The sequence below is a fragment of the Acinetobacter sp. F16 genome (genome assembly GCF_052712855.1).
Window position 1 is genome coordinate 1 of the sequence record NZ_JBRATK010000021.1, and the last position, 22,942, is coordinate 22,942.

28 protein-coding genes are annotated in these 22,942 nt (G+C 40.5%); 16 read left to right on the forward strand and 12 right to left on the reverse strand.

Features of this window, described 5'->3' with window-relative positions; all coding sequences use genetic code 11:
- The first annotated feature begins 75 nt into the window (after positions 1-75).
- Both ACU0NF_RS11235 and ACU0NF_RS11240 read left to right on the forward strand, forming a co-directional pair.
- Positions 76-261, forward strand: coding sequence for a hypothetical protein (locus ACU0NF_RS11235; RefSeq protein WP_370984812.1), 186 nt, complete (start codon positions 76-78; stop codon positions 259-261).
- Positions 262-271: 10 nt separating this feature from the next.
- Positions 272-1,189 (forward strand): hypothetical protein, encoded by a 918-nt coding sequence (locus ACU0NF_RS11240; RefSeq protein ID WP_445661177.1) that lies wholly within the window; start codon positions 272-274, stop codon positions 1,187-1,189.
- 68 nt (positions 1,190-1,257) lie between these two features.
- On the opposite strand, the gene ACU0NF_RS11245 is transcribed toward ACU0NF_RS11240, so the two are convergent.
- Positions 1,258-2,178 carry a Dyp-type peroxidase gene (locus ACU0NF_RS11245; RefSeq protein WP_370984612.1) on the reverse strand — a complete coding sequence of 307 codons (921 nt, stop codon included), beginning with the start codon at positions 2,176-2,178 and terminating at the stop codon, positions 1,258-1,260.
- Positions 2,179-2,339: 161 nt separating this feature from the next.
- Between ACU0NF_RS11245 and ACU0NF_RS11250 the strand changes: the two genes are divergently transcribed.
- Positions 2,340-2,960: a LysE family transporter gene (locus tag ACU0NF_RS11250; protein ID WP_445661178.1), complete on the forward strand. Its 621-nt coding sequence runs from the start codon at positions 2,340-2,342 to the stop codon at positions 2,958-2,960.
- 12 nt (positions 2,961-2,972) lie between these two features.
- Here the strand turns inward: ACU0NF_RS11250 and ACU0NF_RS11255 are convergent, their stop codons facing one another.
- The 4 genes from ACU0NF_RS11255 to ACU0NF_RS11270 all read right to left on the reverse strand — a co-directional run bounded on the left by ACU0NF_RS11255 (position 2,973) and on the right by ACU0NF_RS11270 (position 5,812).
- Positions 2,973-3,485 carry a DinB family protein gene (locus ACU0NF_RS11255; protein WP_445661179.1) on the reverse strand — a complete coding sequence of 171 codons (513 nt, stop codon included), beginning with the start codon at positions 3,483-3,485 and terminating at the stop codon, positions 2,973-2,975.
- Positions 3,486-3,746: 261 nt separating this feature from the next.
- Positions 3,747-4,547, reverse strand: a complete 801-nt coding sequence (znuB, locus tag ACU0NF_RS11260) for a zinc ABC transporter permease subunit ZnuB (protein WP_445661180.1) — start codon at positions 4,545-4,547, stop codon at positions 3,747-3,749.
- A gap of 3 nt (positions 4,548-4,550) precedes the next feature.
- Positions 4,551-5,342, reverse strand: a complete 792-nt coding sequence (gene znuC / locus ACU0NF_RS11265) for a zinc ABC transporter ATP-binding protein ZnuC (protein ID WP_445661181.1) — start codon at positions 5,340-5,342, stop codon at positions 4,551-4,553.
- A complete protein-coding gene (locus ACU0NF_RS11270; RefSeq protein ID WP_131267498.1) occupies positions 5,315-5,812 on the reverse strand; it encodes a transcriptional repressor in 498 nt (165 codons plus the stop codon). The genes znuC and ACU0NF_RS11270 overlap by 28 nt, the downstream gene beginning before the upstream one ends.
- Before the next feature lie 141 nt (positions 5,813-5,953).
- On the opposite strand from ACU0NF_RS11270, the gene ACU0NF_RS11275 reads away from it, so the two are divergent.
- The 11 genes from ACU0NF_RS11275 to ACU0NF_RS11325 all read left to right on the forward strand — a co-directional run bounded on the left by ACU0NF_RS11275 (position 5,954) and on the right by ACU0NF_RS11325 (position 15,093).
- The gene (locus ACU0NF_RS11275) at positions 5,954-6,793 is read left to right on the forward strand and encodes a metal ABC transporter solute-binding protein, Zn/Mn family (RefSeq protein ID WP_445661182.1); all 840 of its coding nucleotides are present in this window, start codon (positions 5,954-5,956) and stop codon (positions 6,791-6,793) included.
- A gap of 171 nt (positions 6,794-6,964) precedes the next feature.
- Positions 6,965-7,363 (forward strand): ATP synthase subunit I, encoded by a 399-nt coding sequence (locus tag ACU0NF_RS11280; protein ID WP_131386270.1) that lies wholly within the window; start codon positions 6,965-6,967, stop codon positions 7,361-7,363.
- 105 nt (positions 7,364-7,468) lie between these two features.
- Positions 7,469-8,344 (forward strand): F0F1 ATP synthase subunit A, encoded by an 876-nt coding sequence (gene atpB, locus ACU0NF_RS11285; protein WP_370984619.1) that lies wholly within the window; start codon positions 7,469-7,471, stop codon positions 8,342-8,344.
- 83 nt (positions 8,345-8,427) lie between these two features.
- Complete coding sequence (gene atpE / locus ACU0NF_RS11290; protein WP_000424060.1) at positions 8,428-8,673, forward strand: F0F1 ATP synthase subunit C; 246 nt, start codon at positions 8,428-8,430, stop codon at positions 8,671-8,673.
- Between the two features lie 38 nt (positions 8,674-8,711).
- Positions 8,712-9,182: a F0F1 ATP synthase subunit B gene (locus ACU0NF_RS11295; protein WP_131290525.1), complete on the forward strand. Its 471-nt coding sequence runs from the start codon at positions 8,712-8,714 to the stop codon at positions 9,180-9,182.
- A gap of 11 nt (positions 9,183-9,193) precedes the next feature.
- The gene (locus tag ACU0NF_RS11300; RefSeq protein ID WP_067725897.1) at positions 9,194-9,730 is read left to right on the forward strand and encodes a F0F1 ATP synthase subunit delta; all 537 of its coding nucleotides are present in this window, start codon (positions 9,194-9,196) and stop codon (positions 9,728-9,730) included.
- Positions 9,731-9,791: 61 nt separating this feature from the next.
- The gene (atpA, locus tag ACU0NF_RS11305; protein ID WP_284067689.1) at positions 9,792-11,336 is read left to right on the forward strand and encodes a F0F1 ATP synthase subunit alpha; all 1,545 of its coding nucleotides are present in this window, start codon (positions 9,792-9,794) and stop codon (positions 11,334-11,336) included.
- An 88-nt stretch (positions 11,337-11,424) separates the two neighbouring features.
- The gene (atpG, locus tag ACU0NF_RS11310; RefSeq protein ID WP_131386264.1) at positions 11,425-12,294 is read left to right on the forward strand and encodes a F0F1 ATP synthase subunit gamma; all 870 of its coding nucleotides are present in this window, start codon (positions 11,425-11,427) and stop codon (positions 12,292-12,294) included.
- 26 nt (positions 12,295-12,320) lie between these two features.
- Entirely contained in the window at positions 12,321-13,715 is a 1,395-nt protein-coding gene (gene atpD / locus ACU0NF_RS11315) for a F0F1 ATP synthase subunit beta (RefSeq protein WP_131386262.1), read from the forward strand.
- A 27-nt stretch (positions 13,716-13,742) separates the two neighbouring features.
- Entirely contained in the window at positions 13,743-14,162 is a 420-nt protein-coding gene (locus tag ACU0NF_RS11320; RefSeq protein WP_370984620.1) for a F0F1 ATP synthase subunit epsilon, read from the forward strand.
- 82 nt (positions 14,163-14,244) lie between these two features.
- Positions 14,245-15,093, forward strand: coding sequence for a hypothetical protein (locus tag ACU0NF_RS11325; protein WP_445661183.1), 849 nt, complete (start codon positions 14,245-14,247; stop codon positions 15,091-15,093).
- Between the two features lie 136 nt (positions 15,094-15,229).
- Here ACU0NF_RS11325 and ACU0NF_RS11330 read toward each other — a convergent pair whose 3' ends face one another.
- Positions 15,230-16,174 (reverse strand): hypothetical protein, encoded by a 945-nt coding sequence (locus ACU0NF_RS11330; protein ID WP_445661184.1) that lies wholly within the window; start codon positions 16,172-16,174, stop codon positions 15,230-15,232.
- 275 nt (positions 16,175-16,449) lie between these two features.
- Between ACU0NF_RS11330 and ACU0NF_RS11335 the strand changes: the two genes are divergently transcribed.
- A complete protein-coding gene (locus ACU0NF_RS11335) occupies positions 16,450-16,755 on the forward strand; it encodes a hypothetical protein (protein ID WP_445661185.1) in 306 nt (101 codons plus the stop codon).
- Positions 16,756-17,256: 501 nt separating this feature from the next.
- Here the strand turns inward: ACU0NF_RS11335 and ACU0NF_RS11340 are convergent.
- From ACU0NF_RS11340 to ACU0NF_RS11360, 5 genes are all read right to left on the reverse strand, one after another.
- A complete protein-coding gene (locus ACU0NF_RS11340; protein WP_445661186.1) occupies positions 17,257-17,886 on the reverse strand; it encodes a hypothetical protein in 630 nt (209 codons plus the stop codon).
- Between the two features lie 146 nt (positions 17,887-18,032).
- Positions 18,033-18,410 (reverse strand): RcnB family protein, encoded by a 378-nt coding sequence (locus ACU0NF_RS11345; RefSeq protein WP_445661187.1) that lies wholly within the window; start codon positions 18,408-18,410, stop codon positions 18,033-18,035.
- Positions 18,411-18,620: 210 nt separating this feature from the next.
- Complete coding sequence (locus tag ACU0NF_RS11350; RefSeq protein ID WP_131386252.1) at positions 18,621-19,166, reverse strand: glutathione peroxidase; 546 nt, start codon at positions 19,164-19,166, stop codon at positions 18,621-18,623.
- Between the two features lie 153 nt (positions 19,167-19,319).
- Positions 19,320-19,871 carry a hypothetical protein gene (locus ACU0NF_RS11355; protein ID WP_131267483.1) on the reverse strand — a complete coding sequence of 184 codons (552 nt, stop codon included), beginning with the start codon at positions 19,869-19,871 and terminating at the stop codon, positions 19,320-19,322.
- 203 nt (positions 19,872-20,074) lie between these two features.
- Positions 20,075-20,827, reverse strand: coding sequence for an AraC family transcriptional regulator (locus ACU0NF_RS11360; protein ID WP_445661188.1), 753 nt, complete (start codon positions 20,825-20,827; stop codon positions 20,075-20,077).
- Between the two features lie 188 nt (positions 20,828-21,015).
- Between ACU0NF_RS11360 and ACU0NF_RS11365 the strand changes: the two genes are divergently transcribed.
- Complete coding sequence (locus ACU0NF_RS11365; protein WP_370984630.1) at positions 21,016-21,930, forward strand: DMT family transporter; 915 nt, start codon at positions 21,016-21,018, stop codon at positions 21,928-21,930.
- Between the two features lie 415 nt (positions 21,931-22,345).
- Here the strand turns inward: ACU0NF_RS11365 and ACU0NF_RS11370 are convergent, their stop codons facing one another.
- Positions 22,346-22,915 (reverse strand): L-threonylcarbamoyladenylate synthase, encoded by a 570-nt coding sequence (locus tag ACU0NF_RS11370; RefSeq protein ID WP_370984631.1) that lies wholly within the window; start codon positions 22,913-22,915, stop codon positions 22,346-22,348.
- Between the last annotated feature and the right edge of the window lie 27 nt (positions 22,916-22,942).

The window sequence follows — 22,942 nt, forward strand, 5'->3', positions numbered from 1 at the left end:
CGAATCAGGCGTCATTCGCATCTCGATGGGATGAGCCCAGAAGCATTTGAGGCAGCTTCAAAATGAGGCTGTTTCATGTCTAGGATACTGGGAGCAGTCCAATCTATAGCTTTACCAAAAGGAAATAAGAATAAATTTGGTGTTATTTCAGATGGTACTCTTGGTTATCATCAATCTCTTACAAACAAAGCAAATTCTCATTCTACTACTAGAGTAAGAGCTATTTTTGAAAAAATTAAAGAACATCATCGAATAAAATAGGTATTAACTAATGAAATTTATAAAAATTATCTTAACTTTATATTTAAGTTGCTTTATTTCAAGTTGCACTTATTCTCAAGACATGAGACAAAATAAAGAATCATTAATTAATAACACTAAAAATATTACCCAAGATGATGTATTTCAGTGTCAATTTGATCATGAATATATAAATTTTTGTTCAAATAAACATATTGAATTATATAATAAAAAAATTAAGTCAACACCAAATTTTGCAAACGATAAAATTCTTTTAGTTATCGATGCTAGAAGAGATATAGGAAAAGGTCTCCCGAGGGTAGTTAAATCTATTGTGGTATTAGATCCAAAGACTAATAAAGTATTTTCATTAATTCAAACTGTTGATCATTTTGTTGATAATAGACTAGAAGAAATTGAAGAAGAACCAGCACAAATTAAGTTTAGTAAAAATGATAATAAGTTATGTTTGTCTGGAACAACTTATTCTTATAAAGATAATAATATTAATGTAGAAAATGAATGTTACCGATTTAATATTAAGAGTTTTGAAAAAATTTCAAAAAATAAGTTATTTCTAAAAAATAATGAACCATTTGTATTTCCCTATGATTCAACACTTCATAAACAGTGTATTTTAAATTTTGATAAACAAAAATGTTCAAAAATTAAATTAATATCTAGTAAAAATTTATTAAAAAAATATGATTTTATAAATCCACAAGATGGCGCTAGTTTGATTCTGCCAAAAAATGAAAAAACAGGAATATTTTTGATCCTATCTCCATTTGAAGATGAAACGGGAGATAGTCTTAGAATTATGAAAGTTAAAGGACAAGAGTTGATTGGAGAGAAATTTATTTCAACTAAACAGAAGGCTACAATAGATAAAGACTATAATTTAGAATACTTCGAGGGTAAGCAAAAACGTGCTATTTCCTTAAAGTAAACTATAATATTTTATATTTAAATCATAAAAAAGAAGCAGCTAAAGTTTTAGCTGCTTCTCCTGTCAAATCATCCTTCCAAAACTTCTTCCAACAACTCTTCACTCGGCGCAAAGTAATACGCACCATCCATTGGAGTGACAAAGTGAAGGAGGCGATCATGAATACCATCGCCTGTTGTACCAAACATGTGTTGTAGCATGCGGTCAATAATTTCTAGATTTTGGGTATAAGCAATAAAGAACAAACCCTGGTCGCCTTTACCATCACCATAAGGAAGGGAGTGACGTAAAATTTCCATTTCTTCGCCTTCATCATCTTCAATCACAACACGGGCAATATGGGCATTTTTAGGTTTCACCTCATCATCCAGTTCAATAGACTCTAACTTGGTTCGACCCATCACATTTTCTTGGGCATCGACTTTTAGTTGTTTCCATTTTGCTAAGTTATGCGCATAGCGCTGCGCAAAGACAAAAGAACCATCAGCAAAAACTCCAGCATCATCACCGAGTAAAGCGACTTCGGCACGGTCATCCGGGAATTGTGGATTTTCAGTGCCATCAATGAAACCTGTGAGGTCACGACCATCAAAATTACGGAAACATACCCGTTCATCCAGCACTTCAACTTTATCTTGAATGCCTTCAAAGAATGACTGGCTTAACGCAAAACAAATATCAGTACGTTGAGATGCAACATGAATGAGAACATCGGCAGGGACAACCGGCATTTGAAAGGAGCCTTGAAGCGGTTCCAATTGTTTAAGTCCAGCCGGTGCTTGATTATAGAGTTTTGCCCAAAGTTCAGGACCAAAAGCGACGCCTGTTTTAATTTGTGCATTAGGATGCTGCGTGATTAAACGATCACGTGTGGTAAATAAATCTGCAAGTTTCTCTTTTAACTCATCAATCGTTAAGTCTTTTAAACGTAAAACAATAAACCGGGCATGATCTGAAGGTAATGGTAAAATTACAGATTGGGCAGTCATACATGGCTCCTAACAATTTTTATAAAATACGTGGCTGGCTTTATTGTGCCTCATCACTGCCTGGGTGAATAGCCAAAGTTTTATTTTGATAGTTGATTTTTAACGTTTCATAAGCATGAAAAGTCATATAATAAGCCGGTCTTTCTATCTCCTTGTATTTTATGTCTTACCAAGTTTGGCTTGCCTATATGCTGGCATGTTGGGTGATTAGCGTTTCTCCTGGCGCAGGTGCAATTGCTTCTATGTCGAGTGGTTTAAATTATGGCTTTCGCCGTGGCTACTGGAATGCTTTAGGTTTACAGTTGGCATTGTTGGTGCAAATCGGGATTGTGGCTGCCGGGGTAGGGGTACTATTTGCGACTACACCATGGGCATTCATGTTAGTGAAATGGTTTGGCGTGTTGTATTTGTTATATCTGGCTTATCTGCAATGGAAAGCACCAACTCAGTCGATTAAAATTCAACAAGAACAGCCAGACAAATCAATTGCTAAGCTGGTCCTGCATGGCTTTTTGGTCAATATGAGCAACCCGAAAGCCATCGTCTTTTTATTGGCAGTGTTGCCGCAGTTTCTGGATTTGTCCAAACCACAATGGATTCAATATCTGATTATGGCAGTGACCATGATTACAATTGATCTGATCGTGATGGCGGGTTATACCGGACTTGCAGCTAAAGTTTTACGGTTACTGAAATCACCAAAACAGCAAAAAGTCATGAACCGTACTTTTGCAGTGTTGTTTGCCTGTGCTGCAAGTTTATTGAGTTTGGTACATCAATAAAGTGAAGTTCGATTAGATCGTGGTCTGTTGTTCTTCCATCAGCATAAATAGCATGTCCAATTCAGGTGATGTATAGCCCAAAGCTGTCATTGCAGCGGTGATTTGTCCACGATGATGGGTGGCATGATTAAACACATGCATCAGCGTCGCCGCATAAGGCATGCTCATGTCTTGACCTCGGGTATTTCGATAGCGGATTACTCCCTCTAAAGTATCTTGATCCAACTTGCGTATTAAGCTTTGCCATTGATCAGCACTTTGACAGAGCCGTTGCAATAATCGATGACGGTCAGTTTCAATAATACTGTTCAAGGCAATAGCTGGTGATATACCTTGGGCAAAGCGTGAAAACCAAAGTTCATGTTCAGCAACAAGCAAATGGTTTAGCGTACCCAAAATACTCTTAAAGAAGAGGCCACAATTTTTCACAAAATCTTCCTCAGAAATGGCCTGTAATGAGGTCGCCAAGTGATGTGTGGCCCAAATGTGATAACGCGCCCATAGCTCGAATGTTTGGATATTCATTGTAAAACTTATTTTGTGTTTTATTTTAATAGTATAAGAAGCATTTGAGGCTCTGGCTAGAATGAAAATACTGTCTTAATAGAGACTGCCCTAATAGAGAGCGAGGAAGAGTCCGCTGATGCCCTTGGATAAATATTAAAGTCTTGGTCAGGCATCTAGATAGAAAGCAAGTCTTGAACTAGACAATCTTATTTTCAATAATACCGGACTTTATGTCCGAGCAAACATTCACTCATCAAGTAACATTTGTTGGACATATGACTAAGCCAACTTTTTAAACTTCTGCACTGCAAAAATCACCGCAAATAGAATTGCCATAGTGAGCACAATGGTCAAACCGGTCGATGTATCTAAACCGGCACTTGACCATAAACCGACACTAATCCCAATTTGTGCAATCACAAAAGCCCAAATCACCATCTGTTTAGGTGAGTTTGCCAGCAGGCGAGCCGTCAGGGCTGGAATGACCAGTAAAGCGCCCATCAACAATGAACCCACGGCACGTAAAGCCAGTACTGTAAAGAGTGCCAATAGCAACATAAATACCAGACGTTGCCATTTGGCATTTACGCCTTCACTGACTGCCATATCAGGGTCAATCGCAATTTGGATCTGTGCTTGCCAGTTCTTATACAGCACAGCTAAAGCGGCAATAATGACAATGGCAAACATCGGTAGGTCTGACCATGAAATTTGTAGCAGATCACCAAATAGATAACTAAGCAGTTCAGGTCTTAAGCTGGGAATATGCTGAATAAACAATAAGCCTGAGCAGAGCAGGGTGGCTGAACAGAGTGCCAGCAAAGCATCATTCGGCAGGCGAGGGTCATGCAATACCCACAAAATACCGACCAATAAAAATGCCAAAAAGGTCACGCCTAACCACAGTGGAAGGCTTAAAGCACCGGCAATCGCAACACCCAATAAAGTCCCGTGCGCCATGGTATCGGCAAAAAAAGACATCCGTCGCCATAACATTAAACAACCCAGCGGAGCAGTCAGAAACACCAGTAGTGTTCCCATGGTCCATGCAGGCAACAATATTTGTAACCATTCCATCATGGCTTAAGCTTCCGGTTCGGGGTGAATATGGGGACGAGGATCATGCTGGCACGGGGTTGCACTGTCACCATGGGCGCAATGATCATGATGATGTTGATAGAAAACCCGATTAGTGCCAAAAATGGCCTGATACTCGGGATGCTTCTGCACATTTTCAGGTAGGCCACTGCAACAGATGTGTTTATTTAAACAGACCACACGGTGTGTGCCTTGCATCACCCATTGCAGATCGTGCGATACCATCAACACGGCACAGCCATATTTGATCGGCAAGCTTCGGACGTATTCATACAGTTCAGCTTCTGACTGAATATCTAAACCTTGCATCGGTTCATCCAGAACCAGTACATCGGGTTGACGCAATAACGCACGCGCTAAAAGCACACGCTGACGTTCACCGCCAGAGAGTTGCTGAACTTTACAATCCTGTAACTTGGTGATGCCGGTATCGCGAATAATTTCTGCTTTTTTATCTGCATCGCATTTTTCTAAGGCCAGCAAGTCTTGCACCCGTAAAGGCAGACTATGTGACGGATTGAACTTTTGCGGCACATAAGAAAATTTTAATTTTTTATGACTATGAATTTTGCCTGAATTGGCTTTCACAATCCCTAACAGGACTTTAATCAGGGTAGATTTTCCTGCGCCATTCGGACCAATCAGCGTGACAATTTCTCGCTCATGTAAGGCGAAATCGACATTCTTTAAAATGTCACGCTCATCGATGCGCACACTGATTTTGTCTAGCGCAATCAGTGTATGAGGGTTTACTGTTTGTTGCGACACTGCTGACATATCCCAGAAATTTCAATAATACTGTGATGTGCAGTAAATTGATCAGATGCTGAAAGTGCATCTAATTGTGTTAATAAGCCTTGTGCAGAAGCTTCTGTCACATTCTTACAATCGGTACAAATTAAAAATGCAGCCTGATGTCCTTCACGCGGATGACAACAAGGAATGTAGGCATTAATAGAGGTTAAACGGTGAATTAAGCCTTTTTCCAATAAAAAGTCTAAAGTCCGATAAACCGTCGGTGGGGCAGCAGGGCGGTCTGAATCGCTCTTGATTTTAGCCAGTAAGTCATATGCACCCATCGGACCTGTGGCATTTAAAATCAGTCCTAATACTTCTTTTCGTAACGGTGTTAAACGTGCGCCAGTCGTTGCACAGAGGTTTTCCGCTTCAGCAAGACGTGTTTCGACATTATGATGGTCGTGTACGCCATGTAATGCATTGTGATGTTCGTGAGAACATGAGCTCATAGCCAACCTCAAGTGCGAAATTTATAAAAACAAGTGGACATTAAATCTTAACATGAAGCGATACCCGTTTCGATTAGACGTAGGTATTTTTGTTGATTTGTTATATTATAACACCTGTTGAATCTTTGGTAATCTTCTTTCATGTCCCGTTTCTTTGCATTTTGTGCGCTTGCCTTATTCAGTAGCTTAAGCTGGTCACAAAGTTTAGTGGTCTCTACGCATCCCATTTATCTTATTGCTGAAGAAATCACGCAAGGTGTTGAAAAGCCTGTACTGTTGCTCGCCGATCAAACCGGACACGATGTCACACTCACGCCTGCACATCGCAAAGCTATTCTGGATGCATCACTGGTGATCTGGTTGGGTAAGGCACATGAAGCACCGCTGGATAAACTGTTATCGGATAATCCCAAGGCCATCTCTATTTTAGATTCAGGGATCGTACAGACATTGCCGCAGCGCAATACCCGTGGCGTGGCTTTAAACAATACCGTGGATACCCATGTCTGGCTTGATCCCAACAATGCGGTGCGGATTGGCTTCTTTATCGCTGCACTGCGTTCACAACAATTACCCGAACATAAAGATGCTTATTGGGCCAATGCCAAACGTTTCGCCCAAGAAATGTTACTGACTGCACAGCGCTTTAATGCCAATACTAAAGTGCAGCCGTATTGGTCATATCATGATGCTTATCAGTATTTAGAACGTCCGTTAAGTTTGAAATTTGCCGGTGCATTGACCGATGATCCGCATGTCGCACCGACCATGGCGCAAATTAAATATCTAAATGACAGCCGTCCAAGTCGCAATATGTGTCTGTTGGCAGAAGGGCATGCCAGTAAAAACCAGTACCGTAAACTCAATCCGATTACCTTCCAAGCAGTCGATGAAAGCATGGGCGGGGCAGGGGATTTTGTGCTGGCTTGGAAAAAACTTGCCGAGCAAACCCATAACTGTGTGCTAAATGCACGAAAGTAATACAAAAAATAAACAACTATTGATTAGTATCAAAGCAACTCGATCGTTGAAAAAAACCAGACTTAAGTCGGGAAAAGATTGCATGTTCAGGGGTGTAACTCTATAATGCCTGCGATTAAAAACGATCATCAGCTAAACTTGTCAAGCATGATTGCTGTGAGTGAATAAATAATGAGCCGAACTAGTCGCATGGTTGACCGACGATTAGCGAAAGCTTTGGTCATCTTACAAGCATGCATGATCCCTGTTTCAGCCTTGATAGCGTGGGTCCTGAAAGACTCGACTGCAGCTTACAGCGCCGCACTTGGTGCGCTCGTATGTTGGCTTGCAAGTTGTTATTTTTCTTGGCAATCGTTTCGAGCCGCAGGTGCGCGAGCTTCAAAACAGGTTCTTTCGAACATGTATAGAGGCTTGATGGGCAAGTTTGCAATTGTGATTGTTGGTTTCATTTTAATTTTAAGTAACGTTAAACCGTTGTCAGCGGTGGCGTTGTTTTGTGGTTTTATCCTCGTTCAAACCATGTCGTGGGTCGCTCCTTTTTTGGCGTCACGTCTACAAAAACGGGTTTAAGCACAACAAAAAATTGAAAAGTTTTTTAGGAGATGAACGAGATATCAGGCAGCACGCGATGTTCGTTCACTCTATTTAGTATTTGACATTGACCAGGTGTGATTTATGGCTGCTGAAGAACATGCGCTTACTTCGACCGAGTATATCAAGCATCACTTGACCAATTTAACCTATGGCAAAATGCCTGATGGTTCTTGGAAATTGGCTGAGACTGCTGATGAAGCTCAACAGATGGGGTTCACTGCTATTCACTTGGATTCAATGGGTTGGTCTATCACGCTTGGTGTGATTTTCTGTTTGTTGTTCTGGTGTGTAGCGAAAGCTGCAAACTCTGGTGTTCCTACCAAGTTCCAGTCTGCAATTGAAATGATTATCGAGTTTGTTGACTCAAGTGTCCGCGATACTTTTCATGGCAAGTCACGTTTGATCGCGCCTTTAGCCCTCACAATTTTTGTGTGGATTTTCCTGATGAATGCGATGGATTTACTTCCAGTAGATTTCATTCCGCATCTGGCAGGAATTATTGGCTCAAACGTATTTGGTATGGATCCTCACCACGTATTCTTCAAGATTGTTCCATCTACTGACCCTAACATTACCCTTGGTATGTCATTGTCTGTATTTGTTCTTATCTTGTTCTACAGTATCCGTGAAAAGGGTATTGGCGGTTTCGTTGGCGAATTGGCACTTAACCCGTTCAATCCAAGTAACCCAGTTGCAAAAGCGTTGCTCATTCCAGTGAACTTAATTCTGGAATTGGTAACCTTCCTTGCACGTCCAGTTTCATTGGCTCTACGACTGTTCGGTAACATGTATGCGGGTGAATTAATCTTCATTCTTATCGCGTTATTACCGTTCTGGATCCAGTGGGCGTTGTCTGTGCCTTGGGCGATCTTCCACATTCTTGTTATTACGCTACAAGCATTCATTTTCATGATGCTGACTATCGTATACTTGAGTATGGCTAGCGAAAAACATTAATGGTATTGCCTGACTGTCACGAGATGGTTGGGTACAGTTTTCTAACTTAATTTGGTATAAAACCTAACCTCTGAGGAATTATCATGGAACTCACTTTAGGTCTAGTTGCAATTGCATCTGCTATCTTGATCGCTTTTGGTGCTTTAGGTACTGCGATTGGTTTTGGTCTTTTAGGCGGCCGTTTCCTTGAAGCTGTTGCTCGTCAACCAGAATTGGCTCCACAACTTCAAACTCGTATGTTCTTAATCGCAGGTCTTCTTGATGCTGTGCCTATGATCGGTGTTGGTATTGGCTTGTTCTTCATCTTCGCTAATCCATTTGTAGGTTAATCAGCTTAATTCCTAAATTAAACTATTGAGGAATAGCTATGAATATCAACCTCACATTGATTGGCCAAGCAATTGCGTTTGCGATGTTTGTCGCATTCTGCATGAAGTTTGTATGGCCACCACTAATCAATGCGATTAGTGAACGTCAGCGTCGTATCGCTGATGGGCTAAATGCTGCTGAAAAAGCTAAAGCTGACCTTGCCGATGCGCAAGCTCAAGTGAAAGCTGAATTAGATGCGGCAAAAGCACAAGCGGCTCAATTGATCGAACAAGCGAACCGTCGTGGTGCACAATTGATCGAAGAAGCGCGTACCCAAGCAGCTGCTGAAGGTGAGCGTATCCGTCAACAGGCGAAAGAAACTGTTGATACTGAAATCAATGCTGCACGCGAAGAATTACGTCAACAAGTTGCTGCCTTGGCAGTTACTGGCGCAGAAAAAATTCTGAACCAGCAAGTTGATGCGGAAGCTCACAATGCCATGCTTACTCAGCTGGCTGCTAAACTTTAAGCGAGGCGATTATGGCTGAACTCTTGACGTTGGCACGCCCGTACGCAAAAGCAGCATTTGCTTTCGCTTCTGAGCAAGGTGCAACTGACAATTGGTCGAATGTGTTACAAGTGCTCAGTGCTGCGGTGCAAGACGAAGCATTTTCCGCTTATTTGAATCGCCCTGAGCTTACTCCTGCTGAGCAGGTTAGTGTTTTTGCAAAAGTTTTAGGTGAGAATCAAACTCAAGAAGTGTCAAACTTTTTGACTCTTCTTGCAGACAACGATCGTTTAGCGTTGTTACCTGAAATTGAAACAGAATACGAACTGCTCAAATCACAGAATAACAATACTGTGGATGTTGTGATTGAATCAGCATTCCCTGTAACTTCTGTACAGGAACAATTACTGGCTCAAGCGTTAGAGAAAAAATTTAACGCTGCAGTAAATGTAACTGTAGAAGTTAACCCTGCGTTAATTGCAGGTGTTGTTATTCGTGCAGGCGACCAAGTGATAGATGACTCTGCACTTAACAAGCTTGAAAAAATGCGGACTCGTCTTCTTGCGTAATTCGCTTGAAAATAGCGACGTATAAGAAGACTGAACTTTAAAAAGATTGAGGTATAGCGCAATGCAACAACTGAATCCATCCGAGATCAGTGCGCTCATTAAACAGCGTATCGGCGATCTGGACACCAGCGCGACCGCTAAGAACGAAGGGACCATTGTTATGGTTTCCGACGGTATTGTGCGTATTCACGGCCTAGCTGATGCTATGTACGGTGAAATGATCGAATTCGACGGCGGCTTATTTGGTATGGCACTGAACCTAGAACAGGATTCAGTGGGCGTCGTTGTTTTAGGTAACTACTTAAGCCTTCAAGAAGGTCAAAAAGCTCGTTGCACAGGTCGTGTATTAGAAGTTCCGGTTGGTCCAGAACTTTTAGGCCGTGTAGTAGATGCTTTGGGTAACCCAATTGATGCTAAAGGCCCAATTGATGCAAAATTAACTGATGCTGTTGAAAAAGTAGCACCAGGTGTAATTTGGCGTCAATCAGTGGATGAGCCTGTACAAACTGGTTATAAATCAGTAGATACAATGATCCCTGTAGGCCGTGGTCAACGTGAGTTGATCATTGGTGACCGTCAAACTGGTAAAACAGCAATGGCGATCGACGCGATCATCGCTCAGAAAAACTCTGGCATTAAATGTGTATACGTAGCAATTGGTCAAAAACAATCGACTATCGCTAACGTGGTACGCAAGCTAGAAGAAACTGGCGCTATGGCGTATACAACTGTTGTCGCAGCAGGTGCATCAGATCCAGCAGCAATGCTGTATTTGGCTCCGTACTCTGGCTGTACAATGGGCGAATACTTCCGTGACCGTGGTGAAGACGCGTTGATCATTTATGATGACTTGTCTAAACAAGCTGTTGCGTATCGTCAAATTTCATTGCTTTTACGCCGTCCACCAGGTCGTGAAGCGTATCCAGGTGACGTGTTCTATCTACATTCACGTCTACTTGAACGTGCTTCTCGTGTATCTGCTGACTACGTTGAGAAATTCACTAACGGTGAAGTTAAAGGCCAAACTGGTTCATTAACTGCATTGCCGATTATTGAAACTCAAGCGGGTGACGTATCTGCATTCGTACCGACCAACGTAATTTCGATTACAGATGGTCAGATCTTCCTTGAAACATCATTATTCAACGCAGGTATTCGTCCTGCTGTGAACGCGGGTATCTCTGTATCTCGTGTTGGTGGTTCTGCGCAAACGAAGATCATCAAAAAATTGTCTGGTGGTATCCGTACCGCTTTGGCTCAATACCGTGAATTGGCAGCGTTTGCTCAGTTCGCTTCTGACCTTGATGAAGCAACTCGTAAACAGCTTGAACATGGTCAACGTGTAACTGAATTAATGAAGCAAAAACAATATGCTCCATATTCAATTGCTGACCAAGCTGTTTCAATTTATGCATCTAACGAAGGCTACATGACTGACGTTGACGTTAAGAAAATCGTTGCATTTGATGCGGCGCTTGTTTCTTACTTCCGTTCAGAACACGCTGCGTTAATGCAAAAAATTGACGAGACTGGTGCTTGGGATAAAGAAATCGAAGCAGCATTCAAAGCTGGTATTGAAAGCTTTAAAGCGACTCAAACTTACTAATTTTAGCAATTGCTAAAAGCTAGTGGGCTTGGTTCACGGAATCAACCTTCGGAGGCTTGAAAAAGCCTTCGAATACTAGGTTAAGCGTATGGCAAATTTAAAAGAAATTCGCGCCAAAGTAGCTAGTATCAAGTCGACGCAGAAAATTACGCGTGCGATGCAGATGGTAGCTGCTTCTAAAATGCGTCGTGCGCAAGAGCGCATGGCTCAAGGCCGTCCGTATGCCGAAAATATGCACCGTGTAATTGCTCATTTGGTCCAAGCGAACCCTGAATACAAACACCGTTATATGGTTGAACGTCCGGTAAAACGCGTTGGCTATATCATTGTGTCTTCAGATCGTGGCCTTGCTGGTGGTTTGAACATTAACCTGTTCAAGAAAGTGGTTAAACACGTCCAACAGCAACAAGAGCAGTCAATTGAAGTTCAATTTGCTTTAATTGGTCAAAAAGCGGTTTCGTTTTTTAAAAACTACGGCGGTAAAGTGCTGGGTGCAACCACTCAAGTGGGTGATACACCAAGTCTTGAACAGTTATCTGGTTCTGTACAGGTGATGTTAGACGCTTATGATAAAGGCGAGTTAGATCGTATTTATCTAGTGTCTAATGGCTTCGTGAATGCCATGACTCAAAATCAAAAGATTGAGCAACTCGTTCCTTTGGCAGCTGCTGAAGACGGCGAGAATCTGAACCGTACATACGGTTGGGATTATCTCTATGAACCAGAAGCTGAAGAGCTATTAAATGGTTTATTGGTTCGCTATATCGAGTCTGTGGTGTATCAGGGTGTGATTGAAAACATCGCATGTGAGCAATCTGCACGTATGGTGGCAATGAAAGCTGCGACCGACAATGCGGGTGACATCATCAAGAGCCTACAACTTATTTATAACAAGCTGCGTCAAGCCGCGATTACTCAGGAAATTTCTGAGATCGTTGGTGGTGCCGCTGCCGTTTAACATTATTTTGAATTGAGGAGACAGCAATGAATAGCGGTCGTATCATTCAGATCATCGGCGCGGTTATCGACGTCGAGTTTGAACGCAACAGCGTTCCTAAGATCTATGACGCTCTCCATGTTGATGGTACTGAAACTACTTTAGAAGTTCAGCAACAACTTGGTGATGGCGTAGTTCGTACTATTGCAATGGGTTCTACTGAAGGCCTTAAGCGTGGTTTGAACGTAGTTAACACTGGTGCTCCAATCTCTGTACCTGTAGGTACAGCATGTTTGGGTCGTATCATGGACGTTCTTGGTCGCCCAATCGACGAAGCTGGTCCTGTTGCGACTGAAGCACGTTTACCGATTCACCGCGCAGCACCTTCTTATGCTGAACAAGCGGCTTCTACTGACCTTTTAGAAACTGGTATTAAAGTCATCGACTTGCTTTGCCCGTTTGCGAAAGGTGGTAAAGTTGGTCTGTTCGGTGGTGCCGGCGTTGGTAAAACTGTAAACATGATGGAATTGATCAACAACATCGCGAAAGCTCACTCAGGTTTATCTGTGTTTGCTGGTGTTGGTGAACGTACTCGTGAAGGTAATGACTTCTATCACGAAATGAAAGATTCTAACGTTCTAGACAAAGTAGCAATGGTCTACGGTCAGATGAATGAGCCACCAGGAAACCGTTTACGCGTAGCGTTAACTGGTTTGACTATGGCTGAATACTTCCGTGACGAGAAAGATGAAAACGGTAAAGGCCGTGACGTATTGTTGTTCGTTGACAACATTTACCGTTACACATTGGCTGGTACCGAAGTGTCTGCACTTCTAGGTCGTATGCCATCTGCAGTAGGTTACCAACCAACTCTTGCAGAAGAGATGGGTGTTCTTCAAGAACGTATTACATCTACTAAGTCTGGTTCTATTACGTCAATCCAAGCGGTATACGTACCTGCCGATGACTTAACAGATCCATCGCCTGCTACAACGTTTGCTCACTTAGACGCAACTGTTGTATTGAGCCGTGACATCGCATCTTCTGGTATTTACCCAGCGATCGATCCACTAGACTCAACTTCACGCCAATTAGATCCGTTAGTTGTTGGTCAAGAGCATTATGAAATTGCACGTTCTGTACAGAACGTATTGCAACGTTATAAAGAGCTTAAAGACATCATCGCGATCTTGGGTATGGACGAGCTTGCTGAAGAAGATAAATTGGTTGTTTACCGTGCGCGTAAAATCCAACGTTTCTTCTCTCAACCGTTCCACGTAGCTGAAGTATTTACTGGCGCGCCTGGTAAATTAGTATCTCTTAAAGAAACGATTCGTGGCTTTAAAGGTCTTCTAGCTGGTGAATACGATCACATTCCAGAACAAGCGTTCTATATGGTTGGTGGTATTGACGAAGTTATTGCTAAAGCCGAGAAACTTTAATTAGCTACTCTAATTTAGGAGATTCTCATGGCGACTATGCAATGTGATGTTGTAAGTGTAAAAGAGTCTTTGTACTCGGGCACTGTAACTATGCTAATTGCGAAAGGTGCTGGCGGTGAGTTGGGTATTATGCCTGGCCATGCTCCGTTGGTAACTTTGCTTCAACCGGGCGCAATCCGCGTTCTGTTGGAAAACGGTACAGAAGAATTAATCTATGTATCTGGTGGTGTTCTAGAAGTTCAACCGCATGTCATCACGGTTCTTGCAGATACTGCAGTCCGTGCTGAAAACTTAGATGAAGCTGCAATTCTTGAAGCACGTAAAAATGCTGAAACTTTGCTAGCAAATCAAAAGAGCGATTTGGACTCTGCTGCTGCTTTGGCTGCTCTTGCAGAAACTGCTGCACAGTTGGAAACGATCCGCAAAATCAAAAACCGCGCAATGTAATTGCTGGTTCGAGATTGAAAAAACCACCCGAAAGGGTGGTTTTTTTTATGTTATAAATATGAAAAATAATAGGAAAATATAAATGGCTTTTTTTCTAAGACTAATTTTACTTATTAGCTTTTTAGTCTATTTGGGGGCTTTTAGTTGGGGGCTTTATTCTTCGGATGAGGAATATAAACAAATTTTTATAAAAATGCTAACAAGTGCTGCTGGGTTGAGCATTATTGTGGCTTTCTTTGCCTTATGGTTAACATTAGAAAACTTTCTTAGAAAAACAAATTTAAATATCTCTGGAAAAGTAGAAGTTTTTTCAATATCAGAGCTGAATAAAAAAGAATCATACGACTCAGGTGTTTCGAGCTTTCAACTAAATAATTATAAAGATAAAACAGTGATAATTTATAAAGTGTTTTTGAAAATAGAAAAAGGTCATTTTATTAAATTATTAGATGTTAGAAAAAAACCTATTTTACTAAAGGCATATGACACACATTTTCATGATTTCAAACAACCATTATTTTATAACTTAGCAAATACACCTAAAAGGATATCAAGAATAGATTTAACTAAATCTAGCTTATATTTGGATACTAATGAAGGAAGATATAAAGTTAGAAAAGCAATTAAGCATTGGAACCCTAGTGCCAATAAAATTTTAATACCTCTGACCACTGATTGTAATTATGAATTAGGAAAAAGATTTATTGTGACTGATCATAATTGGCTTAATAGAGATTATTACATTGAATTTGATCAGGAAGATATTGAAATTTCAGGCATCACTATTTCGCTAAAGGAAATAAATGATTCTAAAGAGTTAGAATCTTTATTAAACTTAAAATTTTCTGCAATATCACGATTTTCGGTATCAGAGCCATCTAAAGATGTAGCGAATGAATATCCACAATGGAAGGATTCTACTTTTCTTTAATTTATTTAATAGAATTAATTTTTTATATTGAAAAAGCTTTTATTAATATGAGTGTATTGAAAACTTCCCATTCCCCATAATCTCCACCTTATAAATCTCATCAAAACTGTTTGGTCTATTTTCCTAAATCCAAACTCTAGTTTTTATCTTCTTTAAAGAAAGCTTCTCTGAGCTGACCTAACAGCAGATGATTCACTCTGTCATTTTGCATCTTAATCAATTGCTTTAATTTTTCAGCTTTTGGTGTATCTGTAGGGACAAGAAATTCTTTTTCAGACTGATCCGCATATGAAACAGGTCGAGGATTTGCTGTAACCAGATTAGATGAAGCGCGGTGTTCAACATGCCAAAGCTGAGTTAAAAGCGCCTTAATGTATTTGTATTCATCCGTATGTGGGTGAAAACGTTTATACAGTTGTAAATCTTGCAATGCTTCTGAAGGACTGTGTATTGCAGTTGAGGATGGACTTTGCCATTCGGCAATAATCGGGTGAATCTCATGTTGTATTAAATGGTAGTCAAGCCAGTCGCCAAGTAAGCTGTGGTCAATATCGGCAACATAATCGCTGTCTTGCTGGACTAACTGTTGTAATCGTTGCAATACGATAATTTCTTGTTGTTGCAGCGCATAACGTGCTGCAGTATCCAGTTGCTGAAACTCTGCAATGGGCAGGTCTAATAAACGTTGTTGCTGTTCAAAAGCATCAACAATATTGCTTTGATGGATATTATTCCATTGCTGTAGCGCATGAATCTCAAGTTGTTGAATTTCTTTAAATGCTTTGCTTCGATAGTGACTGAGCTTAAGACGCTGAATATTTTGCTGGTTGAATTCAATGCGTTGCTTTATGTATTCAACATAAGCAGCTGTTTGCTTCGGATTGACCGGTTGAATGACATCAACCAATAATAATTGATGTTGTTGAGTGTGTTTAAGCCAGTCCTGAATCAGTTGAACATCTTTGATTTGTTTAGAAAAAAACTGGTTTAAGCGTGGTGTGTTTTTTTCAGGCATGCTGAAATGCAACACGCCATATGCCATGATTGCTAAACAGACCACCCCAAGAACAATTTTTTTCATTATATAAAATGTTTTTCTGCGTTTTAATCTGCACATTTTATAGTAAAAATGAGAAGTGGTTACTGTTTTTTATAAAAGCATCAATTATTTATAGCAAAAATAGAAAGCTTCCCATTTCCCGCAATATTTAGCTGAAATATTTCAGCAAGCTTTCAGCCAAACATAGGTCTTCATTTTATGAAAATAAGCCTGCTATTTTCATCGTAATCTAAAGTGTTATTCCTTCAAATGATGCTGTGGCTTATGCTTATAAAAAATCTTTGAATGATAAATTGATGAGTATGAAAATAATCGAATTAGAACCACATTTTTGGGAGCTCTATCAAGAGCGTGAACAGTTATATTTAGCAATTGCGATTGATGTCAGTTCTGTGGTGTCGTGTTGGGATCTGGTCTTAACTCAAATAGAAATAGAGGCTTATCAAAATTTCGGTCACGACAGTATTGATCAACTTGCGAAAAAATTGGTGAAAGAGGTCTTTCGTGGCAATTTTTCTAATCTTGAAAATCGTCCCGCATCAGAAGCAGAAAAACAGGCGATGCAAGTCACATTTAAAAGCTGGCGTGACAGTCAAAAATAGTTTGCTTTTAAGTTTCGGTTAAATGAACCGAAAATTCTCCATTACCTACAATTTTCAACTTAAAATTTCATCAAAACTTTCACCTAAACTTGGTGCTCCAAGCTTTTAAAGGTTGCTCGAACACCGACTTTAAGAATGTGTGCTTTATTGGTATGTTGATTATTTCGTTCTAAAGTACTGTTTAAGTCTATTTCAAAATATAAGAAATCACGTCAAAACGGGTATCGTTGGCACGCTCAATATAACGTGCACGATCTGTTTTTGTCGGGTTGATGTCGAGTTGATATTATCAATGACCCATTTAGCTTTATTGGTTAGATACATTTCAAAAATGAGATTTTCATTAAATAAAATTTTGATTAAATCGTGCAATGACAGAGATGGCGGAATTTACCGTAAATGACCAGATTTTAAATGATCTGGTTTTAGTTATTTTTAATTTACGATCAATTTGACCAGACCAATTCAATCATGCTGAATTGGTCTAAATCGCTTTAAGCATTAGCCTTCCTGATCTGCTTCACTCTGGTCTTGTTCATTTTGTTCTGCTTCATCCTGACCTTGAGGAATCATCATTCCAGCCAATTTGATCATTTCCATTTGGATGCTGCCCATCTGTTTTTCAATTTTCTTGAAATCGACCTGACTCAAATCGACGTCACCATTTAAAAGTGGGGTAGCAAGGGCTTGCTGATTGGCTTGCATGATATTTTGACGAATCGAATCAATTTCCTGACTTTTCAGGTTCAAGCCAGTCAGTGCCTGATTAAATCCAGTCAGTTGCTGTTTCAGGGTTTTGGCAGTGCTTTGTAGCTGCTGTTGGTCTTTGTCATTGATTGCAGTTTCTAAATCAGTTTGAGTCTGCTTGAGCTGTTCAACATAATCGCCGGCTTTCAGCTGCATATCTGCAACGTCACGCACGATATAAAACATGTTGCCGCTTTTCAGCTCAGCCTTGGATGTTTCTGCTGAATCTGTCGCTGATTCTGAAACCTGTGCAGATACTTCGCTTGATTGTGAAGTTCGGTCTTCGGTTGAATCAGGAGAGTTGGCTTGCTCGCAACCAATCAACAAAATGCCCGCACTAAACATCGCAAAAGGAGAAACCACATTTTGGATGAATTTTTTCATAACCAATTCATATCTTTACTTTAATTCTGCCTAATATAAGGGTGAAATGTGTAGAAAAGAATGATTGTTGCAAAGCGATAACAAATTTATTTTCAGGCATTAAAAAAGAGTACCGAAGCACTCTTTTTTCACCGAGATTGTGGGGATTAGCCAGCAATGATTTTGATAATATTATGATTCATGACATTGGTTAAAACATAATCACCATTCACTTTAATCCATTGCTGGTTTTTACCCGGTTTGCTCAATTTTTTAAATTTTTTGTGGTCTACTTTATAGCTTTGGCCATAGTATTGAGTGGGTACTTTTTGACCCACTCTCCAGTCATGTGACGGATTCACCGCTTTTTTATGTACAGCATTGTGGTGTTGCTGAACTGGTGTCTTATGGTGATTTTGAACAGGTTGATGGCCATATTGCTGGTGATGTTGTTGTGGATTATGCTCTTGTGGAGCAGCCATTGCAGGTGCAGCAACCAGAGCTGTAGATAATGATAAAACGATTGCTTTTACTAGAGTATTCATACTTCACCTTGTGTTCATGGCGGTTGGTTTATGCGTCCACTATATTGCTAAGTCATTGATACATCGTGGATGAAGTGTTGTTGAATAATTAAAATAAAGGATGAACTGTGAAGTATTAAAGTATGAGTTTTTATGTAATTAAGCTATTGTTTTTAAATAAAAAATATAAGTACCTATAAGCGGTATAGATACTTACATTACTGTTACAAATTACTTGGCAAGTTCTGCATTCACCGCATCAACGATACGTGCATCATCCGCAGTAATATCTGGTGCGAAACGTGCCACAACCTCACCATTTTTATTGATCAGGAATTTTTCAAAATTCCACAGTACTTCCGGTTTAGGGTTCGGGGTTAAACCATAATCAACCAGATCTTTCCACCACGGACCTTCACCCATACGTTCTGGAATGGCTTGAGTCAGAGTTTGATAAAGCGGGTGCTTGTCTTCACCGGCAACCGAAATTTTAGAAAACAGGGGGAAATTCACTTGGTAATTGAGTGAACAGAATTCCTGAATTTCTTCATCAGAACCCGGTTCTTGTGCCAAGAAATTGTTGGCAGGAAAACCTAAAATCTCAAGTCCCTGATCTTTCTTTTCCTTATACAGTTTTTCCAAGCCTTCATATTGCGGAGTAAGACCACACTTAGATGCGGTATTTACAATGAGCAGAACTTTACCTTGATATTGGTTCAGTGTGGTGTCATTGCCTTGAATGGTTTTGACAGGAATGTCATAAACGGATTGGCTCATTCTGTTGTCCTTAAGTGCTTGAGATTATCGCTGTTTTGTTTTAACGGTTATTGCGCCTATCGACAAGCATTTATTGGTAATTTTAAAAATTTATCCCAGATAAACCAATTAAAAAAACAGGCCAAAAGACCTGTTTTTTTAACTCACCTTAAATTATTGGGCGGTTTGCGCTTTGGTTTGCAGAGCCTGCATTTCAGTGACTAATTCTTTTTGCAATGCAGTGGCCCGGTTTTGCAGTTCAGTGATTTTTTTGGTATCCGGTGTATTGGCAATACTCGCTTCAGAAAGTTCTATACCAATATTATTGGATTCTTTAATTTTGCCACGAACAGCATTAAGCTCTGTGCTTTTCAGGCTTAAAGCGTCGAGGTCCTGATTGAAGCGTGCAATGTAACCTTTCATTTCTGCAACTATCGAATTTAAAGAGGCTTTATCACCTTTTTGCGCAGCTTGATTGGCTTTTTCTTGCAAGGCTGCGGCTTCTTTGGCCCGACTGTTGGAGAGTGTCTGAATCTGGTTTAAATCATTTTTAATATCTGCGGCATTGTTTGAGCTTAAGGCAGCAGTTGCAGGTTGAGTATTCGCAGGAGGGGTAGATACCGCTGAACTAGTCGATGACGATGCCGGTGCTTCATTTGGTTTTTTATCGCACGCCGTTAATGCCATGGCAGCAAAACACAGTGAAGCCAATAATCGTTTTTTCATAACGCATCCTCACAGGTTTAATTTGAATCATCAAAACTGACTCTATTAAACCTGACTCTATTCATTCAAATTTAAAAATACGGCACATACTAATGTTGAGTATGGTTGTCAAAATCGCATACTTCTATTGCTGCTGACTATGGTTTTTTTGTTGGCTTATCTACCATAAATTGCAAAAAAGGTAATTTAAACTCGTATAAAGATTAGATGTCACGCAGTTGCGCCGGCGTTTGTTCGGTATAGCGTTTAAAGAACTCAATAAAGCTGGAACTGTGCTGATAACCCAGTTCATAGGCCAATTTTTTCACGGTTTTGCCTTGGCGAATCTGCGTGATTGCATATAAGATTTTCGCCCGATTACGCCATTCGGATAAGCTCAATTGTAATTCTTGCTGGCTTAAACGCAGTAAATGCCGTTCACTTATGGATGAGTCGTGCAGCAACTGCTGCAAGCTTTTCTGGAATAGCTGTGGATTGGCCAATTGCTGTAATAGCGGTTTGAGCAGAACATGACTGGTTTGCGGTAAATAATGTTCATAAGCCGGTGCAGTTTTCAGTTGATCCATCAGCACGTGTAATAAATGCGTATAATGTGCGGTGGTTATGCCTTGCTGTTTTTGTTCCAGAATTTCATGCACCAGATGCCGAAGAAAGGGGCGAATACTTAAGGTTTTGGTACAAGCTGCAAAATGTTCACAGAGTGAAGGATGCACTCGAATACAGACATAATGGGTGATTTGTTCATCTAGGGCGATAGACGCATGGGCTGTTTGAGGCGGCAACCAGATACCGTAATTCGGTGGCGACAGATAAATTTGTCCTTCAATTTCATATTCTAAAATACCGTTCAAACTAAAATTGAAATCGCCCCACAAAGAACTGTGTGGCGCGACAATCTCATCCTTTTGATAAAAGAAATCATCCACCTCTACATATTGTTCAATCTGTTCCGGCATGTGAACGTCCTTATTTTGGTTCTTCTATGTCACTACATCAATTCTATAGAGAGTACGAGTTTCCCTCACGCAGCACTAAGCAATCTAAGCTGTGTCTGTAGCGCAATATTGATGTCTGAAATCCGATATTCTAATTATTTCAGACTTCAGTAAAAATGCATACTGGATATTTAAGCACAGGAAAGGGCATGACACAGCCAAACAAAACAGTCTGGTGGGCACTGGCTTTGCCATTACTGGCGGTTTTAATCTGGTCGATGAATATTACGGTGACACGTTATGTGGCGGACTATATTTCTCCTGTGAGTATCAGTTTTTATCGTTGGCTAATTGCTTTTATTGTATTAACACCTTTTATGTGGGGCAAAGTCTGGCGTGAACGTCAGCTGGTGATGCAGCACTGGAAACAGCTCGCTGTACTGGGTGCTTTTGGCATGGTGTTGTATCAAGGCCTGGGCTATACCGCGGCACATTATACGACGGCGACCAATATGGGCATTATCAATGCCTTTATTCCGGTGTTTACCATCTTTGTTTCCATGCTCATGCTCAAGGATATTCCGAACCGTTTTGCCGTGGTGGGCAGTATCTTATCTTTTGCCGGTTTGCTCTATGTCATGGCACAGGGGAATCCGCTTCATCTGCTGCAGTCAGGCGGCCATCTGGGCGATGTCATGATGGTACTGGCAGTATTTTTCTATGCTTTTTATGGCGTGTTCTTAAAAAAATGGCAACTGCAAATTCCGTTGATGGTGAGTTTGTATGTGCAGATTATTTTTGCCTTGCTTTACCATTTGCCCTTTGTTTTATGGTTAGGGCTGGATGCGATTGATCAGCACAATGTCGGCAGTGTTCTGTATGCCGGTATTTTCCCCTCCCTGATTGCTCCCTTAGTCTGGATGCTGGCAGTACAAATGATTGGACCGAATCGAACCAGTATTTTTATGAACCTGATGCCGGTCTGTACCGCAATTATTGCCCATCTGTGGCTGGCTGAAGCCTGGACGATTTATCACAGTATTGGGGGCGTGATCATTTTGCTGGGAATTTTATTGGCCCAAAAGAAAGTGGTAACAGCAGAAACAGCAAAATTGAATACTTAAGCTAAAAGATAGATGAAAAAACAAACAAACGTATTTATTTTTTTACCTGTTTTTAATTGGATTAAGAGATGAGTAATCGTTTTAAGAATAGCTTGAAACGATTATTTAGAAAAAACATAATTAAAAAATAGTGAGATAATTTAAATTGTTAAGAAGGTGTGATGAATGTTTGATAGCTTTTAAGTGTTTTATAAGATAAATAATATATTTGTATAACAAAACAATCTATTAGATAATATTTATATCGTAAATGTTTAAGTTATTCTTAACAATATTAAACTTTTGCACCCAGATTTACAGACCCTCTGGATGTGATTTATGCACATCCTTTTTATGCTCAGCCGTCCCTATATGGTTGAGCTTTTTTTTGCCTAAAAATTAGGATGGGTCAATCCAGTCATCAAAATGATCCGCCTTAAGCGCGGATCACTTCACCTGTTTCAGCATCAATAATCCGGCTCGGTTCTTGGCTAAGACCTAGATCACCGTTTAGGTAATTGATTTCAGTTGAGAAATACTGATTAGCTTGTTGCAGAGAGTGGGCAGGTGTACCACCGGCAGGATTGGCACTGGTCGATACAATAAAACCATTAAACGCATTGCATAGCGCCACGCATAAAGGGTGGGTGGTGACACGTACCGCCACTTTAGGATGGTTACCTTTAATCCATTTTGGAATATGCTCGCCTGCAGGAAGTAACCAGGTGGTTGCGCGTTCAGTCGGTGAACGATGACTCCAAGAATCAATCACTTTTTCACGCATTTCTGCAGTGAGGGGTTCTAAGAGAGGCTCAACTTGTGCGATCTGGGCTGCCAATAAAATTACCCCTTTTTCAATCGGGCGTTGCTTTAAGCGTAAAATTTCCATGAAAGCCTGTTCATTAAAAGGATCACAGCCTAAGCCCCAAACTGCCTCTGTAGGGTACGCTAAAACCTGTCCTTGTTTTAAACATTGAGCAGCTTCGGCAACAGAGGTGGTAATCATTGGATCTTATCCCTTCAAATACATTTA